Origin of the sequence: Streptomyces sp. NBC_01304, from assembly GCF_035975855.1 — a bacterium.
GTDB lineage: Bacteria > Actinomycetota > Actinomycetes > Streptomycetales > Streptomycetaceae > Streptomyces.
Map to the genome: position 1 here is coordinate 3,523,468 of NZ_CP109055.1, position 16,167 is coordinate 3,539,634.

18 protein-coding genes are annotated in these 16,167 nt (G+C 69.0%); 12 read left to right on the forward strand and 6 right to left on the reverse strand.

What is annotated here, in order from left to right; all coding sequences use genetic code 11:
* Nucleotides 1-60: 60 nt before the first annotated feature.
* Genes OG430_RS15240 through OG430_RS15260 form a run of 5 tightly spaced genes read left to right on the forward strand, consistent with a single transcriptional unit; the run spans nt 61 to nt 4,076 of the window.
* Nucleotides 61-1,965, forward strand: coding sequence for an ATP-binding protein (locus tag OG430_RS15240; protein WP_327353034.1), 1,905 nt, complete (start codon nt 61-63; stop codon nt 1,963-1,965).
* A 36-nt stretch (nt 1,966-2,001) separates the two neighbouring features.
* The gene (locus OG430_RS15245; RefSeq protein WP_327353035.1) at nt 2,002-2,829 is read left to right on the forward strand and encodes an immunity 49 family protein; all 828 of its coding nucleotides are present in this window, start codon (nt 2,002-2,004) and stop codon (nt 2,827-2,829) included.
* 38 nt (nt 2,830-2,867) lie between these two features.
* On the forward strand, nt 2,868-3,221 hold the full coding sequence (locus OG430_RS15250; RefSeq protein WP_327353036.1) for a hypothetical protein: 354 nt from the start codon (nt 2,868-2,870) through the stop codon (nt 3,219-3,221).
* A complete protein-coding gene (locus tag OG430_RS15255; protein ID WP_327353037.1) occupies nt 3,218-3,763 on the forward strand; it encodes an immunity 49 family protein in 546 nt (181 codons plus the stop codon). The genes OG430_RS15250 and OG430_RS15255 overlap by 4 nt, the downstream gene beginning before the upstream one ends.
* A gap of 46 nt (nt 3,764-3,809) precedes the next feature.
* Complete coding sequence (locus tag OG430_RS15260; protein WP_327353038.1) at nt 3,810-4,076, forward strand: immunity 49 family protein; 267 nt, start codon at nt 3,810-3,812, stop codon at nt 4,074-4,076.
* Here the strand turns inward: OG430_RS15260 and OG430_RS15265 are convergent.
* The 3 genes from OG430_RS15265 to OG430_RS15275 all read right to left on the reverse strand — a co-directional run bounded on the left by OG430_RS15265 (nt 4,073) and on the right by OG430_RS15275 (nt 5,984).
* Nucleotides 4,073-4,798 (reverse strand): DinB family protein, encoded by a 726-nt coding sequence (locus tag OG430_RS15265; protein WP_327353039.1) that lies wholly within the window; start codon nt 4,796-4,798, stop codon nt 4,073-4,075. The genes OG430_RS15260 and OG430_RS15265 overlap by 4 nt on opposite strands.
* A 26-nt stretch (nt 4,799-4,824) precedes the next feature.
* Nucleotides 4,825-5,487: an ATP-dependent endonuclease gene (locus OG430_RS15270; RefSeq protein WP_327353040.1), complete on the reverse strand. Its 663-nt coding sequence runs from the start codon at nt 5,485-5,487 to the stop codon at nt 4,825-4,827.
* Nucleotides 5,488-5,561: 74 nt separating this feature from the next.
* On the reverse strand, nt 5,562-5,984 hold the full coding sequence (locus OG430_RS15275; RefSeq protein ID WP_327353041.1) for a hypothetical protein: 423 nt from the start codon (nt 5,982-5,984) through the stop codon (nt 5,562-5,564).
* Nucleotides 5,985-6,217: 233 nt separating this feature from the next.
* Between OG430_RS15275 and OG430_RS15280 the strand changes: the two genes are divergently transcribed.
* On the forward strand, nt 6,218-6,865 hold the full coding sequence (locus OG430_RS15280) for a hypothetical protein (RefSeq protein WP_327353042.1): 648 nt from the start codon (nt 6,218-6,220) through the stop codon (nt 6,863-6,865).
* 96 nt (nt 6,866-6,961) lie between these two features.
* Here the strand turns inward: OG430_RS15280 and OG430_RS15285 are convergent, their stop codons facing one another.
* Nucleotides 6,962-7,315: a hypothetical protein gene (locus tag OG430_RS15285; RefSeq protein ID WP_327353043.1), complete on the reverse strand. Its 354-nt coding sequence runs from the start codon at nt 7,313-7,315 to the stop codon at nt 6,962-6,964.
* 66 nt (nt 7,316-7,381) lie between these two features.
* On the opposite strand from OG430_RS15285, the gene OG430_RS15290 reads away from it, so the two are divergent.
* Nucleotides 7,382-8,074: a hypothetical protein gene (locus OG430_RS15290; RefSeq protein WP_327353044.1), complete on the forward strand. Its 693-nt coding sequence runs from the start codon at nt 7,382-7,384 to the stop codon at nt 8,072-8,074.
* A gap of 46 nt (nt 8,075-8,120) precedes the next feature.
* Here OG430_RS15290 and OG430_RS15295 read toward each other — a convergent pair whose 3' ends face one another.
* The gene (locus OG430_RS15295; RefSeq protein ID WP_327353045.1) at nt 8,121-8,711 is read right to left on the reverse strand and encodes a hypothetical protein; all 591 of its coding nucleotides are present in this window, start codon (nt 8,709-8,711) and stop codon (nt 8,121-8,123) included.
* A 291-nt stretch (nt 8,712-9,002) separates the two neighbouring features.
* Between OG430_RS15295 and OG430_RS15300 the strand changes: the two genes are divergently transcribed.
* From OG430_RS15300 to OG430_RS15320, 5 genes are all read left to right on the forward strand, one after another.
* Nucleotides 9,003-9,335 carry a hypothetical protein gene (locus tag OG430_RS15300; protein ID WP_327353046.1) on the forward strand — a complete coding sequence of 111 codons (333 nt, stop codon included), beginning with the start codon at nt 9,003-9,005 and terminating at the stop codon, nt 9,333-9,335.
* A 228-nt stretch (nt 9,336-9,563) separates the two neighbouring features.
* A complete protein-coding gene (locus OG430_RS15305; RefSeq protein ID WP_327353047.1) occupies nt 9,564-11,654 on the forward strand; it encodes a DUF6571 family protein in 2,091 nt (696 codons plus the stop codon).
* Nucleotides 11,647-12,339, forward strand: a complete 693-nt coding sequence (locus OG430_RS15310) for a hypothetical protein (protein ID WP_327353048.1) — start codon at nt 11,647-11,649, stop codon at nt 12,337-12,339. Before OG430_RS15305 ends, OG430_RS15310 begins: the two co-directional genes overlap by 8 nt.
* Before the next feature lie 160 nt (nt 12,340-12,499).
* On the forward strand, nt 12,500-13,369 hold the full coding sequence (locus tag OG430_RS15315) for a hypothetical protein (RefSeq protein WP_327353049.1): 870 nt from the start codon (nt 12,500-12,502) through the stop codon (nt 13,367-13,369).
* The gene (locus OG430_RS15320) at nt 13,369-14,676 is read left to right on the forward strand and encodes a hypothetical protein (protein WP_327353050.1); all 1,308 of its coding nucleotides are present in this window, start codon (nt 13,369-13,371) and stop codon (nt 14,674-14,676) included. Before OG430_RS15315 ends, OG430_RS15320 begins: the two co-directional genes overlap by 1 nt.
* A 64-nt stretch (nt 14,677-14,740) precedes the next feature.
* Here the strand turns inward: OG430_RS15320 and OG430_RS15325 are convergent, their stop codons facing one another.
* On the reverse strand, nt 14,741-16,162 hold the full coding sequence (locus tag OG430_RS15325; protein WP_327353051.1) for a hypothetical protein: 1,422 nt from the start codon (nt 16,160-16,162) through the stop codon (nt 14,741-14,743).
* Between the last annotated feature and the right edge of the window lie 5 nt (nt 16,163-16,167).

Here is a 16,167-nt window from a genome sequence, read left to right on the forward strand (position 1 = left end):
CCTCCGCGCAAGGCAACCTCCCATCGCCCGCGTCCCCGGCACACGAGGAAATCCGTACTCATGACAGCCCCGCCCAACGGCTACGCACCACACCCGCACATAGGCGGCCGTGCCACAGTGCTGCGCGCCCTCGCCGCCTGGCGGATGGAGTGGCCGGGTGCGCCGCGCGTCGTCGTCCTCACCGGAAGCCCCGGCAGCGGGCGTTCGCACCTGCTCACCGGCTTCCTCATGCTGTGCGACCCGGACTTCCGCGGGCGGCTTCCGCTGGCCGATCTCGACCCGTCGACGGTGCCGCCGGAGCTTCCCGCACCCGCGGTGCCGAGCGCTGCCGGACTGACCACGGCTCAATTCGGCTGGCTGCTCGCCGGTCACTACGGTCTGCAGGCCGAACGCCTCGAGGATGTGTACGCCGAACTGGCGGCCCTCGACCGGCCTTTGACCATCGTCGTGCCGGATGTCGACCGGGCAGGCCCGGTCCGCACCACGGGCGAGCCCGCCCGCCTCGTACGGGAAGCGCTCAGACCGCTCGCGCACACGGATTCCGTCCGGCTCCTCGCCGACGTACCGCGTGAGCTCGCCACGAGGCTGGTGGAGGGACTGCCGCCCGGCTCCGCGCAGATCATCGATCTCGACGATCCGCAGTGGGCCGACCCTCAGGGGCTGATGCTGCAGGCCGAGGCCTTGCTGCGCCCCGAATTCGGTGCGCCGGAGCTGCCCTTCACCGCCGACCCCTCCGCCCGGCGTGCGCTCGCCGAGGCGATCGGCCGTCGTGCCGGGACCAGTCCTCTCACCGTGCAGCTCACGGTCCAGAGCATCCTGGCGAATCCGTCCGGCGTCGTACCCACCGACGAGGGCCAACTGCCCACGTCCCTGGGCGAGGTGCTCGACCTGCACGCTCGCCGCCTCGGAGCCGACCCGCAGACGCTGCGCCACCTGCTCGCGCCGTTGGCCCTCGCCGAGGGAGACGGTCTGCCGGCCGAGCTGTGGGTGAAGCTCGTCAGCACCCTCGCGGGCACGGACATGACCGCGGCGATCGCGAGCAGCGGAGCGCTGGCCGGCCCCTTCGTACAGTCGCTCCGGGCGGGCGCAAACGGCGAACGTACGCTGCTTCGGCTGCTCCACCCGGCCATCGCCGACGAGCTCCGCTCCGGCCTCCCCCACGTCCGCGCCACGCAGTCCCAGATCGCCATGGCGCTCCTGGAAACCGTGCCCGGTCAGGACTGGAGCAAGGCCGACCCGTACGTACGCGACCACATCGCCGGACACACCTTGGAAGCGGGTCTGCTGCCCCAACTGCTTACTGACCCGGGCTTGTTCGTGTACGCGGATCCGGTGCCGCTGCGTGCGGCCGTCGAGGCCGTCCCGGAACAGCAACTCGGCGCCCCGGCGCGTACGTATCTGCGCATCGCCCCTCTGCTGACCCGTGCGCAGGCGCCCGCCTTGGCCCGCGCGGCCCTCCTGGAGAGCGCGTTCGTCGAGGACCAGCTTCCGGACTTCGCGGCCGCGGTGCACCGGCTCGGCCTGGATCTGCCCTGGCAGACCCTGTGGAGCGTCCGCCTCCCCGACATCAGCGAAGTCACCATCGGCACGCTGCCCCGCCCCGCGGACAGCCCCGTGCCCGTCGCCGCCCTCTCGGTACCGCCCGGCACTCCGGGGTCGCTCCCTGCAGCCGGGAACACTGCTTCGGCGCTGCTCATGCACGGCCTCGTACAGCCGACGCTGTTCGACGAGCCGGGACCGGAACACCTGCGGCCCCTCTCCGAGCAGGACCGGGCAACCGCCCCGCTCGCCCTGCGCCGGGGCACGGATCAACTCCGGGTGTGGGACCGGTCCCGCCAGACGGTCGTGGCTTCCCTGATCTCGGATTCCCCCTTCACCGGAGCCGATCTGTCACCCGACGGCATCCTGGTCGCCGCGACGGAATTCGGAGTGCGGGCTCTGTGGATCCGGCAGCAGCAACGTTGAGGGAAAAGAATGATCCGCATTCCACGTCATGACCTCATGACCGGGGCTCTGTCTGAGGTACTGCAACTGCAGGAGGCAGACCTCGAGGAGGAGCTCGAAGACCTCGAGGAGAACCCCGAGTGGTTCTCCATGGCCCTGAGGACCGCGACCACCAACCTCGCCACTCGCTGCTCGGGGGATCCCGAGGCCGACAACCTGGCGACCTGGAAGGCCTGCGTCCGGGCGATGCAGATCGGCCACGCCGTCTTCGTCTCGGCCCGCGCGACCACACCGACCATCACGTGCCTGGTCGTCGACACAGAACACGTTTTCCGTTCCGGTGCCGCGCCCTGGGCCCACGCGGGCAACTGGCTCACGGCCTTCTGGCTGTCCTGCGTATGCCGTGACCGGGAACGCACCAACGACCTGTGCCAAGTACCCGTCTCCCTGCTGCGCGAGTCGGGCGCCGACTTCGACCCGTACATCTACGCATGGGTCGAGGCACTGCAGGCGTACTGGCGCAAGCAGCCCGAGCTCGGCGACAAATTGGTCGAGGCCGTGGACGGCACCGGCGCCGAGGCAGTCCGACCCGCCTTGCGCAGCGCCGTGCTGAACCTCATGTATCCCCCCATGAACCTCTTGACCCAGCTGGTCCGCAAAGACCAGGACAGGTTCAACACCGAGCTGGCCAAGGCCGTGGAGTGGCACAAGGGCTACTGGACCCGCAGCGAGAAACTGGAGCAGGATCCCGACGGATTCCTCGCCCTCGCTCCCCTGGCCCTCGCGTGCCTGGCCCTCGACTCCGGATTCACCGTCGATGTCGAGTCCGCGTACCTGCCCGAGTACCTGCTCGCCGGCGGCTGGGTGAACGAGTTCCCCACGTAGGAGCCGGCAGGACACCTGACACGGCAGAGAGGCAGTCCATGGCTCCGGACACCCCCACCCCAGCACCCGCGGATCCACCGACTACCCCTGAGCAGGCGCTGGCCCTCGTGCGCAGCCGCTACGCCGATCCCAAACTCCCCGACGGCACTCCCGTCGAGCAACGCGTCCAAGAATTCGACATCGGCTATCTCGTGTATTCGGTTTTCCCACGCCACACGGACCTCACCACCCCTCCAGAACCCGGCGGCGCAAACATCGTGGTGTCCAAAGCGACCGGCGAAACGGTCAGCGTCCCCAACTTGCCCCCCGAGCTTGCCATCGCTCGCTACCGCAAGAAGCGCGCACCACTTCCTCACGCTGTGCGGCCCGACTCCCACGGAGTACAGGAATGACCAGGATTTCGAGGCATGACGCGCGATCCACCAGCCACCTGGAGCTCCAGCTGGAAGTCGCGAACAGCGGCTTCCGGCAGAAGGTCGGATTCCTCAAGAAGACTCCCTCCTGGTTCTCGAACGCGCTGGCAGGGGCCGTGCAGCTGCTGAACCTGCGCTGCTCGGTGGACGCCGAGGCGGACAAGGTGGAGACCTGGGAGGCCTGCGTCACCGCGATGCAGGTCGGGTCCGCACTGTTCACCTCGGCCCGCGCCACCACCGACACCATCGAGTGCCGGATCGGCCATGAGATGCACACGATCCGCGCAGGCGACCTGTCCCGGGCCCATGCGGGGAACTGGCTGACCGCGTTCTGGCTGGCCGCCGTCTGCCGCGAGAAGACACGCATGACCGAACTGGCACAGCTCCCGGTCGCCCTGCTGCGAGAGTCCGGCGCCACCTTCGACGCGTACATCTACGACTGGGTGGAAGCCCTCCAGGCGTACTGGCTCAACAGGCCGGAGTTCGGCGACAAGCTGGTGGCCGCGGTGGGGGGGCACTGACCCCGACGTGTTGCGGCACGCTCCGCGCGACAGCGTCCTCAGGATCATGTATCCGCCCATGAACCTGCTGACCCAATTGGCCCGCGGCGGCGAAGAAAGCTTCAACTCCGAACTCGCGGGCGCCCTCGAATGGCACAAGGAGTACTGGACCCGCGACGAGGACCGCGCCCTGGACGCCGAAGGCCTCACCGCCCTGGGCCCGCTCGCCGTCGCATGCCTGGCCCGCGACGAGGGCTTCAGCATCACCGTCGCATCCGAGTACCTGCCCAAGTCCCTTCTCGACGGCGGCTGGTTGAACGGGTTCCCCACCTAACCGACAGCAGCAGACCGCCCCCGAGCCCCCCACAGATCCCGAAGCACCCCGACCTCCGCCATATGGTGAATGAACTCGAGGTTCGACCCCGCCACCACCGCGACGTACGGGTCATGGGGCGCGGAGCTGTACGGATACTGCGAGAAGCCGACCATGTCGAGCTGCTCGTCGGTCAGGCCGGCGACGGCGTCCCGCCAGCGGTCGATCAGCGCCCAGAAGCGCTCAAGGGCCAGGCCGGCAGAGGGCGTGAAGTCGACCAGCAGGTACGGGTCCTGGCGTCGTTCGCCGAAGGTCCACTCCCATTCGCCCGCGAAGCAGGAGTGCAGATGCCCGAGCCGCCACGCGATCGTCGTGACCGGGGCCGCGTCGGGCTCGGGGTCGCCGGTGTGGGCGAGGACCTGCTCGACCCGCTCGACGCTCACGCTCCAGTCCTCGGCGATCCGGGCGAGCGTCATGCCGCCGGCGGCCTGCCTCGCGACCTCTGCGTACTCGCTCGCCGGGATGTCCGGGGCGCCCTTGTCGAGCAGCCACTCGCCGGGCCCGTACGCCCTGGGTGTCGTGGCCTCGCTGCGGCGCCGGATCGACCAGCAGTCGGGCACCGGCTCCCACAGGTACTCCGCGTCGCTGAGCCCGGTCAGGCGCACTTGGGCCATCTCCCTGGCCATGTCGAACTGGTCGAGCAGCAATCCCAAGCGGTCGGTGCGTACGCCCTCGGTCTCCATGCCTGGATCCTCTCCCCCAACTACGCCTACAGGTGCGCGAGCAAGCGTTCCAACGGCCGCGGTACCTGGCTCGTGAGGTCCAGGTCGTCGATGAGCGAGCGGGCGTAGTGGATCTTGCGGCCGCGGATGGTCCCCATGAAGCGACGCAGTTGCTGCTCGACCGTCCGCTCCCGCTGGGCGGGTTGCTTCTGGAAGGTGCGGAAGGTGCGCAGGTCCCCTTCCGCATCGATGACCTGCTGCACGGAGTCGGCACCGAGGGAGCGGATCAACTCCTCTTCCAGGTCGGCGACGCAGACGTAGAAACCGAGCGGCTCCATGTCGGCGCGGGCGAGATCGCGGCCGAGGCCCGCTCGCTCCAGGGCGCGCAGGAAGTGGTCCTCCTCGCCTGCGTCGCACAGGCCCGCCAGCTCGATGTCGAGCCCCTGCGGGCCCAGCAGATTCACGAATCTGCCGATGCTGGTCGCGCCGCCGAGCGGAATGACGGCGATGCCCTCCGCGGCGAGGTCGCGGCCGTGGCGCGCGGCCAGCGCGTCGAGCGCGACCTGGTCGCTGATCCCCTCCACGAGTACGGCCGTACGCAACGCGCCGCCCGCAGCGAGTTGTTGTGCGGCAGCGGCGGCTGCCGGAGCTCCCGCGCCGTCGGCCGCCCACGCGATGACCGCCTCACGGAACTGCGCTGTCGCATCCATGATCACCAGTCTTCAGGCGCGGCGGGGCAGGCCGCAACCGGTTTCGGCGCCGACCCGGTACGGGGCGAGACCGCCTAGTACAGCGAGAACCCTCCACTGTGCCGCCCCTGCCCCTTCTTCTTCGACTGGTCGGCGTCCCTGTCCTGGCGCCGCTCCTGCTCGTCCTGGCCCGGTGCGACCTCGCCGCCCGGCGGCATCTCGCCGAGCCGGATCTGCTCCCGCTCCTCGTCGGACATCTGCTCCCACTGTCCGCGCAGCCCGGCCAGGCCGCTGCCCAGCGCGCGGGCCCCGGACGGGTCGTCGAGGGAGTCGCGCAGCGAGACCTGGCCGGAGAGCAACTTCTTGGCCATGTCCTGGAGTTCGGGGCTCGCGCCGGGGATGTCGGCGACGCTGCGCAGGGACTTGTTCAGGGAACGGATCTGTTCCGGGTCGAGGGCCTCGTCCAGGACGCCGCGGTCGGGGTTGGGTCCCTTGGGGTTCTGGGGCTGCTGGGCCATCTCGCTTCTCCTCCACCGCTTGCGTCGCGTACGCCGTCGTTCGTCCGTCCATCCCAGTATCCCTTGACACCCCACGGTGTCACCAATGCCGTACGTCACCCGACGCCCCCCTCACTCTCCACGGCAGCCTCGGCGACGGAGGCGAAGGTTCCCGTTTGCTCACCCTTTGCACAAGCGACCCCCTGCAGGCATTAGCCTGACGCACCGGTACAGCAGTGAGGAACGGATTCGCCATGGCTCGAGCACGGGACGCAGCGAACGGCGGTTGGCTTTACCGCCGGGTGGAGAGCGCGCTCGGCCGCCTGGGGCGCGCGGGCGGCATTCTGTTCCTTTTGGGCGGGCTTGTCCTCGGTGGCTTCGGTGCGTACGAGGGTGCGTACGCGGCGGGTTGGGCCGGTACGCACGGCACCTTGACCGTGGAGAGCTGTGACGTCGTGCACACCGGCCACGCCTCGTCGGGCTCGCGCAAGAAGAGGAGCCGCACCGTTCGCTGTCACGGCACCTTCGTCTCCGACGACGGCAAGGCGAAGGACGTCAACGCGACGTTGGAGAGCAAGCGCGACTACCTGCAGAAGAGCCGCGTCTCAGTGCAGCAGGCCGACCTCGGGACGGTCGACCTCGACACCGACGCGAGCCATGTCGTCGCGGGCTGGGACCGGGCGCTGCGCTGGTTCGCCGGGTTCTTCGGTGCCTGGGTCCTCATCGGGCTCGGCGTCTTCTGTCTCGCCACGGGGTACGCACCCTTCGGGCGGAGCCGGATCGGCTTCAACGCGGCGTGGGAGGCGGCAGGGCGGAGTGTGACGCGTACGGCCGTGATCGGGATGTTGGGGGTCGGGCTTGTGGGTGCGGTGCTGTCGTTCCTGGTCAGCCTGTTCTTCTGACTGTTCTTCGGCCTGTTCTTCTGGCTGCTCTTCGGGCTGTTTTTCTGGCCCCGGGCTGACTCCCGACTGGCGAGCCGAGTTCGCCGGTTGTGACCGTTAGTTGAGCCCGGGGCTGTCCCCCAACGAAGCGCAGGCCACGCCCAGCGCCACCACGGCCAACGCCCATCGCGTACGCCCCCGCCAGGCGAGCCAGGCTCCGAGAGCGCCGGCCGCGACCCCACCCGCGTAGAAGACGAGCCGCATCCCGGCGCCGTCGCCCATCGCCAGCCGGACCACCGTCAGCACCAGGCACAGCAGTCCGACGACCACGGCGAACAGCCCGTAGAAACGACGTGCCTGGCGCGCCGTGCGACGGCGGTCGGCCGCGACGCCCGACCGGCCCGCCTGCTGGAACTGTGTCCGCAGCGCATCCGTGCCCGCGGGGCCGGGTCCCTTCTCCATCTCGGTCATACCGCGGGAGCCTAGCGGCCGCGGCCGCGCTGTCGGCAGCGGGGACAGGTTCTCTACACTCCGCCCATGCCCACTCCCCACATTCCCCGGACTCCCCCTGCCCCTCACGGATCCACTCCGTCACCTTCCGCCCCGTCCCCCTCCGCCACGGTCATCCGTACCGGCGAGCGGGCGGCCCGGCGGATGCTTCCGCTGACCGTGTTCCTGACGCTGCTCAGCGCGTTGGTGCTGTTCGCGGGCGTCGCGATGCTGGCCGGGCTGGGCGAGGGAGGGCCGAGCGCGAAGGGCGTCGGGGGCATCGTCGTGGGATCGCTGATGGGCTTCATCAGCGTGACGAGCCTGGTCACGCACTGGCTGAACCGGAAGTCGAGCATCAGCATCGACGAGACCGGCCTGTGGGTCTCCACCAGCGAGGGGCAGGGCGTCATCGCCTGGCACCTCCTCGCCGGAGTCGGCCTGCACTGGAGCAAGTTCGGGCGGCGCAACAAGGTCTACTCGATCGAGCTGTGCCCGAACGTCCCGATCGACCGCGACGCCCCGGTCCTGTGGCCGCTGGTCCGCGACGAGGAGCCACTGCACCCGACGCTGCCCCGGCTGCGTTACCGGCTGCCGGTGACGGCGGGGTCGCGGGAACCGCTGGTCGCCGCGGTGCGGGCTTACGTTCCGCAGCTGTGGCTCGGGGAGTCCGAGCGGGCGACGGGGCATATCGGGACGCCCGATCGCAAGGGGCATCGGGAGCGGACCCGGGGGCGCTCGTAGCCGTTCGGCCGGGCGGGCCGGGCAGGCCACCCGTGGTGCGGAGTGCCTATCCGCGGCGTCCCGAGCCCAGGCTGCCGCGCTCCAGGGTCATGAGGTCCCTGCCTCCGGGTGCCGCGATCACGCCGCCGTCCTCGAGGTTCCCGGCGAACCAGGCTCCGTGTTCCATCTCGCCCGTCCAGCGCTTGCGTTGGAGCGGGTTGATCGCGCGCATGGTCCTCGACCAGTCGCCGTCCGGGTCCGTCCTGAGCTGGACCGGCAGCGCCATCGTGTCGTTGACCCCGGGGCAGGGACGTACGGCCGCGCGATACTCCCAGGGGTGTTCGCGGAGGATCCTGCGGATGCGGCGGAGCCGGATGATCGGGCCCAGCGAGTAGAGCGCGAGGGCGAAGATGAACGGCGCCGCGATCACACAGACGAACCCGGCGATGCGCATCCACATCGGCTGCGTCCGGGGATGGTCGCCAAGCAGGCCCATCACGGTCAGGGTGACCAGGAGCAGGATCACCACCAGAGGCAGCATCGCGCCGGCCCGCAGCCGCGCCCGCTGCCAGTTGCGCCGGGTTTCCGGGTGATCGAAGGCGCACTTCTCCAGGGGAAGTTGGGCGTTCTCCAGAGGTGGTGGCGGGTTGGCGGTCATGAGCAGCACTCCTCGTACCAGCGGCAGCCCCCTCATCGTCACATGCCCTGCCGTGGCTGTGGAGCACAGGTGGCTCTTATTCGGCTTTTCGGCCTCCGGCGAAGTGGAGGTCTTGCGTATTTCAGGTAGCGATTCGGATCAGGCGAAAAGCGTGATCACGGCCGTTGATAAACTCCCGCCCATTCTGCGGACCCGTCCGATCACCGCTGTCCTGCCGTCCGTCCGCGAACATCACGGGAGATTAGGACATTGCGCCCTGCAGACGGTGGAGGAAGCTCCATCACCACCAAAGTGGACGACGCCAAGCTCAACCAGGCGAGCAACAATCTGGTGGAACTTCGCGGCGATACGGACAATGCCGACAAGGTTTCGCAGGAAGATACATTCGAGGCCATCACCGGCCTCAACAAGAATTCCCTCGGCAGCGCGCCGACCGAGGGCGCCTGGCTCACGGCAGGCGGGCTGAGCGAGCTGGACACCCGCTGGGGACAGCAGGTCATCAACCTCAAGACCATGCTGCAGTCGATCAGCGAGAAGATCCACGACACTCGCGGCAACTACACGCGCCGCGAGGACCACGAGCGCGCCCAGAACGATCGCAGCATGATGAGCGACTTCGGTTGATCCGTTCATTCCCGCCAACCCCCCGGAACCCTTTGCCTGGAATGGTCTCCCATGGTCTCGTTCGCGTACCTCAATGAAGCCGATCTCTCCAAACTGGACACTGCCGCTAAATCGTGGAAAAAGCTTCCCGACAAGTACGAAGCCCTTGCGCTCCAATTCGACGCAGGTGTCCACGATGTCCTACAGGGGAATTGGGAGGGCGAAGCCGCCACCGCCGCTTTCCGTACGATGAAGCGGGCCACCGCCGAGTATCAGGCCGCGGCCGACGAGTCCCGGCGCGTGGCCAAGCTCCTCCGTGACGCACACACGGAGTTCAGCGGATACCAGAAGAAGCTCCACGACCTCGTGGCGGACGGCCGGACCAACGGGCTGAAGATCGACGACAAGGGCGTGGAGGACGTCGACTCCCGCTGGAACAGTCCCACCGCGACCGCGGCACCGGGCTTCGCGGAGGAGCGCAAGAAGGCGGTGGACGACGCCTCGCACACGCTCAAGACCATCCTGGAGTCGATCACGAGCGTCGACGAAAGCGTCAGTGCCGCACTGCGCCGGGATGCCAACGGCGCGGACAACGACTCGTTCAACACCAAGAGCGCGTCCTCCGTGGACGAGGCCGAGTCGACGCGCGCCGCAGGGCTCGCACGCAAGGGCGACAAGATCTCGAACACGGAGCTCAACCAGCTCAACCAACTGCTCCTGACCAACCGCAAGGACCCCGAGTTCTCCACGGGCTTCTACAAGAACCTCGGGCAGGAGAAGACACTCGGCTTCTTCGCGAACCTGACCTCGGAGTCCGCCGAAGCCAAGGACCCGGCCCGGCTCAAGGGCGTGCAGGCCCTGCAGCGCAACCTGGGCCACACGCTCGCCACCGCCACCGATCCCGACAACAAGACCCATCTGTCGCAGGAGTGGAGCGACGGCCTGCGCAAACTCGGAACGCAGAAGTTCACCGTCTCCGAGAACGACGGATACGCCTACCACCCGTACGGCTATCAAGTCCTCGGCGGCATCCTTCGGTACGGCGAGTACGACTCCACCTTCCTGACCCCCATCGCCCAGCACATGGTGTCGCTCGAGGCCGAGGACCCGGACATCTGGGCCGCCAATGCCCCGCAAGGCGTCAACGAGGCCATCACCTCCAATCCTTCGGGCAAGGGCGGTGACGGCTTCGACCCGATGACCGGCCTCCTGGAAGGCCTCGGCCACAGCCCGGAGGCCGCAGAGGACTTCTTCACCGGTGACGTGGTCGCGTACGACGAAGACGGCACGCCCAAGGGCGGCGACCTCGAGTCCCACTACGGGGACGAGGGGAAGAAGGTCGACAGCTACCTCGGCTACTTCACCGACTCCGACCGGGAGTGGATGGCGGACACGGCCAGCCGGGACCCCGAGGACGGCGGAAAGGCCGTGGTGCACGGGCCGGATGCGCTGGGGCACGCACTGGAGGCGGCGACCACCGGGAACGCGTACGACTACGAGGGCAAGGAGCTGCCCAAGCACAGCGCCGAGCAGGCCGCTCTCGTCAAGGACATCGTGAACAAGTTCGGTGGCGAGCACGGTGGCGAGCTGATCAACGGGGACAGCGGCGCGCCGCTGGAGTCCATGCGGGACAGCCTGGGGCACATCACGGCCGACTACATGGGCGACTTCCAGCGGGCTGTCTCCGGTGACGACGATCTCCCCGTGCACGGCGCCTCGGCACGCCTGCCCTCCGCAGCCACCGAGGCCTTCCTGAGCCAGGTCGGCCAGGACCCCGACGCGTACAAGGCGATCACCGCTTCACAACAGGCCTTCACCCAGGGCCTGGTGAACGAGGCCGTCAACGGGCAGACGGACTCCCAGGTGCGCATCGAGACACGGGTGGAGAACGCGGTGCACCCCGGGTCCATGATCGCGGGAATCATGAGCGAAGCGCGTGCCGATGCCGTCTTCGACACCAAGCGGGCCGAGGACGACGAGTTCAACAGCAGTGCCGAAGAAGTGAACAAGTGGGTCGGCCGGGGTGCCGGTCTCGTGACCGGGGCCGTAAGGGTGCCGGTGGTGGGCGATGTGGCCGGGTGGGCCATCGAGGACATCCAGGAGAGCGTCATGGAGTCCATCAAGCAGGACAGCACCACAGAGGCTCAGCACGACGCCGGCGAGGGCTATGCCAACGGCCAGCAGGAGGCCGTGCGTTCGGCCAGGGAAGCCGCGGAACGCGCGGGCAAGCACGGCCATCACAACGCCGACACCATCAAGGACATCAAGGACGCCGCCGGCAAGACGGCGGGGCAGAGTCACGCGGCAGGCGCGAAGTGGGAGGACTCGCACCATGGCTAGACCTCGTGGGACGCGCTCCGCCCTGCTCATCACGGCGTCCGTTGTCGTCCTCGCGGCCGTGGCCGGCGCGGTCGGCTGGTGGCTGTCTTCGGGTGACGGGGCGGAGGACCCCCACTCGGCTGCCGCGCCCGGCATCCCGGCGACCTTGTGCGAGACGACGATTCCGTCCCGCGCCCTGAAGCAGCTCGTCGACTCCCCGGCGCATGACTTCTCCATGCGCAATCTCACCGGCACGTACGGCGGGCTCACCGACCCGCTCGGGCAGGGCTCGGGCCGAACCGACGAGGCGATCTGCGTCATCACCATTGATGGCGAGGCAGTCCAGCTGGCAGTCACTCTGCAGGATCAGGACATCAGCCGCGCCAGCATCACGGACCGCGTGCAGGACAAGGGCAGCGCCCTCGCCTGGGGCCCGGCCAAGGGGTACATCAACCCCGGCACGACGACCATCGCCAGGCTGTCCCTCGCCTGCGTGCTCCCCAAGGGGGCGGCAAGCGAGCGACACCGGTTCGTCGATGTCAGCGTGACCGGTCCCCGGCTCCGCCCCGACGACGCCCGACACCGCCAGGCGATGGCCGACCTGACTGCGGACATCACCCGTTACGCGATCCGGCAGACGGCCAGGTGCACCAACATCGACGCTCCTCCTGCGGGACGCCCCACTGTCGGCGAACGAAACAACTGACCCACTCCGCGGGCGAAGCAATGTCAGTGGATGACCCAACTGACCCAACTGACCCATTCTGCGGGCCACTTGAAGAGATCAAGTAGGGTTTGATCACTGATCGCAAAGTCGCAGAAGCGTGCTGCCCCGCAGCGGGCACGCGTTGGCACAGGGGGATGCTGTGAGCTCCGAGCCTGATTCCGTAGCGCCCATATCCGCGCCCAACACGGGACCGGATCCACGGGTCGGGGGCATTCCCACCCCGAACGACGGGCCCGACCCACGGACCGGCCACCAACTGGACACCCCCACGCCGGACGCCCGCCCGGACGTCCGCGACCTCGACCCGTCCCCGGGCACCTACCCGGGCCCCGGCACGCACGGCGGTCTGCAGCCGATGTCCGCGGCGGACACCGCGCCCGACCCGCGGTTCCAGGCGCCCACGACTCCGCTCACCGGCCCGGATCCCCGCATCGAGGCACCCACCACCCCGGTCACGGGCCTCGATCCGCGAGACACACAACAGCCGGGCCAGGTACACCAGATGCCCGCCCCGGACGGCCCCACCGACATCCGCGACCGGAACCCCGCGCCCGGCACGAACCCCGACCCCGGTTTCCAGCCCAACGGCATCCAGACCATGTCGGCGGGCGCCGGACCCGGCGCGGCCCCCGGCCCGGCCGGCACCTCGGGTCCGAGCGGCGCCCCCACCACCCAGGCAGGCGGCGCCGACGACAACGGCTACGGCGTCAGCAACGCCGAACTCGACAAGATGGCCGACGAGTTGGACCTGGCCGCGACCATCCTCGAGAAGGCCGACAAGGGCTTGGCGGAGTCCGACACCACAGCCCGCGTACACAACATGCTCACCAGCGGACAGATGCTCAAGGCGACGACGGGCGACTGGGACGAGGAGATCACCCGCCTCGCCAAGGAATGCCGCTCCATGGCCGACAAGATGCGCCAGACGCATACGAATTACACGACTCAGGAACACCGTACGGCGCAGGATTTCCAGGCGATCCTCGCCTCGCTCGAGGGGGATGCGTAATGGCGACGCTCACTGACCGGCCGGAGGGCAAGGACCACTCGCACGCGGATGCGACCGCGCGGCAGGAGATCACGGTCGGCGAACTGGACGACGTACGCCCGGAGGCCTGGTCGCGAGCGGGCGGCGAGTGGGAGGACCTGGCGGCGGCGGCCACCGAGGCCCGGGACCACGTCCAGAACGTGCTGCTCAAGCTGCCGTTCGTCTGGGAGGGCCCCGCCTCCATGATGGCCCGCGTACAACTGACCGCGCTGCACGAGGAATTGACCATCGCGCACCGCGAGTCCAAGGCCGCCGCGGCGACCCTCGACGCGGCGAAGAACGGCTTCCAGCTCGCAGCCACCTGGCTCGACGAGGCCCAGGAGATGGCCAAGGCGAAGGGGCTGACCCTGCACAACAGCGGCGGCGTCACCATCCCCGAGCGGAACTACCCGCGCAACGACCCGGACAGCGCGGGAGCGGCCCGCCAGGACCAGGAGGACGCGGACAGCCTCCTCACCCGCGTGACCGCGGCCCTCAGCTATGCCGCCGACGTCAACGAACACACCGGCTACGAGCTCGAACGCATCAAGAAGGCTGTGGCGTACACCGTCCTGGACGACCAGACCGAGGCCGCGGTCAAGGCGGACACCGAGGGCGCCAAGAACCTGAACCGCGTCTTCTCCGGCGGGGGCGGAGTGCTGCTTCCGCCGCCCGCGCCCGACAAGGGTGCCGGCGACTACAACACCCGCGAGGCCACCGACGAGGACCGCGCCATCAAGAACAAGATGGGCTTCTTCGCCATGGGCTCTCCCGCGGTGCTCGGCGGCCCCCAGTCGGCGAAGCACATGCTGCACTACCTCTCCAACACCGGGGAACCGCTGGACATCGACGTGGACGCGATGATGGACGACCTCCCCGACATGAACCGCGACGTCGAGACCAAGATGGCGGAGAACGCCCCCAATTGGGAGGCCCAGGCACTCGCCGAGTACGAGCGCACCGGAAAGCCGGTGAAGCTGGTCCAGCAGACCGGCTGGCAGGGCTGGACCGCCGACAGGGACCCCGACTGGTACCACGCGGTCGGTTCCTTCCACTACAACACGGTCGCCCAGGTGGAGGTCGTCCCGGGCCCGGACGGCGAGCCCAAGACCACGATCCGCTACCAGACCCATGTGTACGACCGCTACAACTGGGACGCGACCAAGGGCACTCCGGTACCGGCGATGGGCAACGTCTCGGACGCCGAGATGGCGAGGCTCCATCAGTCGGGGCAGGCGAAGGAGTACGACATGGGCGGGCAGAGCGAAGTGCGTACTTGGAACGGGTGAGTGGGGGCCCGCACCGGCGGAGGCCGTTGGCCCAGCTCGAGGAGGACGGCACTAGCCCGTGAGGCTACGCGGCGGACCCCGCCGCATCCCGCCTGTCGCCGGACCTGCTCCGCACCACGGTGTCCTGCTTCCCGACCAGGTACATGCCGTAGGCCAGGAGGCCCACGGTGCAGGCGATTCCGACGACGAGGCGCCAAGCGGCCGAGGGGACGGGAACGGCGAGCATCAGCACGCCGAGCGTCCACAGCAGCAGGACGTTCATCAGGTGGTTCGGGATGCTGAGGAGCCAGCCGGCGTCGAGGTTCAGCAACCGGCCCTCGCCCGACGGGGCAACAGGAACGTGCTGTTCGGCCACCGCCGCTCTCACGGGCTCCTCGTCCTCCGGCGCGATCCCACCCGGGATGAACCAGCCGGCATCACTGATGAACACCGCGCCGGTGCGGTGCGGCCCCTTCCGGCCGCCGTGCCGGTTACGGTCCGGCACCCAGACCAGATGGCCTTCCGCGCCGCCCACCGCGTCCACGTATCGGGCGTTGTCCACCTCGACGCGCAACTGCATGGGGCCCGCGGAAGTGCTCAGACGGATGCGCGCCTTCCCCGACCCATAACCGTCGTACCCGGAAATACCCGCCCGCAGTACCCGTTCGTCACCGCGCAGCCGCCGCGGAAAGCGCTGGTCCCTGCGGCCCGTGAAAGAGGCGAGGAGCAGGCCCGCGAGGAGTACCAGCCACAGCGAACCCAGAATCCCGGTCCACCAGTTGTCCATGGCTCGACCGGTGAGTTCACGGTCGACGCTGGCCCTGTCGTCGTCGCCCACGGCTCCCAGTCCAGGGCGGTCGGGCGCGTAGGCGACGTAGGCAGGCCGGCCGACCTCGGCGGGATCCGACCATTCCGAGCGAAAGTCGACGCGCCGCCCGCTCCCGGACCCATCGGCCGGGGGCAGCGTCACCGTCACCGTGCAGAAGTACGTACTGCCGTTCTTGTGCCGGTCCCTGACGACGTCCCGCACCGACACGACCGGCAGCACCCGCACCACCACGCCCGCCGAAGCGATCTCGGCGGCCTTACCCGTGGGCGTGGGGGTGCCCACCCCGAGAGCGAGCGGCAGGATCAGTGCCATGACTCCGCCGTAGAAGGTCAGGGCCTGCCCGTTCAGCAGCGCGGAGGTGCTCCGCAACCTCGCGGGGAGTTCCTTGGGCCCCTCCTCCAATGTGGTCGATGAGCGGGCGGCCAGGGCGCGATAGACCATCGCAGGGTCCGGGTTGCCCGATGCCCGTCGCAGCACCCACGCGGAGAGGGCGAGGACGGCGAGGACGACCGCGCAGCCCAGCACCAACGCATCACGCAGCGTGGACTTCTCCATGAAGAGCCAGCACCCGAGGAGCAGCGTCACCAGGAAGCCGGCGGACCAGGCCGCCACCCTGCCCAGGAGAATGCCCGGGCCGAGCCTGCGAAGCCCGCCGTCCTTCAAGTCGGTCGTTCGCATTCCGT

Coding starts and splice junctions, on each gene's coding strand:
- OG430_RS15255 (WP_327353037.1), top strand. CDS start 3,218: ATGACCAGGATTTCGAGGCATGACGCGCGATCCACCAGCCACCTGGAG.
- OG430_RS15295 (WP_327353045.1), bottom strand. CDS start 8,711: ATGACCGCCAACCCGCCACCACCTCTGGAGAACGCCCAACTTCCCCTG.
- OG430_RS15260 (WP_327353038.1), top strand. CDS start 3,810: ATGTATCCGCCCATGAACCTGCTGACCCAATTGGCCCGCGGCGGCGAA.
- OG430_RS15285 (WP_327353043.1), bottom strand. CDS start 7,315: ATGACCGAGATGGAGAAGGGACCCGGCCCCGCGGGCACGGATGCGCTG.
- OG430_RS15325 (WP_327353051.1), bottom strand. CDS start 16,162: ATGCGAACGACCGACTTGAAGGACGGCGGGCTTCGCAGGCTCGGCCCG.
- OG430_RS15275 (WP_327353041.1), bottom strand. CDS start 5,984: ATGGCCCAGCAGCCCCAGAACCCCAAGGGACCCAACCCCGACCGCGGC.
- OG430_RS15290 (WP_327353044.1), top strand. CDS start 7,382: ATGCCCACTCCCCACATTCCCCGGACTCCCCCTGCCCCTCACGGATCC.
- OG430_RS15265 (WP_327353039.1), bottom strand. CDS start 4,798: ATGGAGACCGAGGGCGTACGCACCGACCGCTTGGGATTGCTGCTCGAC.
- OG430_RS15245 (WP_327353035.1), top strand. CDS start 2,002: ATGACCGGGGCTCTGTCTGAGGTACTGCAACTGCAGGAGGCAGACCTC.
- OG430_RS15250 (WP_327353036.1), top strand. CDS start 2,868: ATGGCTCCGGACACCCCCACCCCAGCACCCGCGGATCCACCGACTACC.
- OG430_RS15310 (WP_327353048.1), top strand. CDS start 11,647: ATGGCTAGACCTCGTGGGACGCGCTCCGCCCTGCTCATCACGGCGTCC.
- OG430_RS15270 (WP_327353040.1), bottom strand. CDS start 5,487: ATGGATGCGACAGCGCAGTTCCGTGAGGCGGTCATCGCGTGGGCGGCC.
- OG430_RS15240 (WP_327353034.1), top strand. CDS start 61: ATGACAGCCCCGCCCAACGGCTACGCACCACACCCGCACATAGGCGGC.
- OG430_RS15305 (WP_327353047.1), top strand. CDS start 9,564: ATGAAGCGGGCCACCGCCGAGTATCAGGCCGCGGCCGACGAGTCCCGG.
- OG430_RS15280 (WP_327353042.1), top strand. CDS start 6,218: ATGGCTCGAGCACGGGACGCAGCGAACGGCGGTTGGCTTTACCGCCGG.
- OG430_RS15320 (WP_327353050.1), top strand. CDS start 13,369: ATGGCGACGCTCACTGACCGGCCGGAGGGCAAGGACCACTCGCACGCG.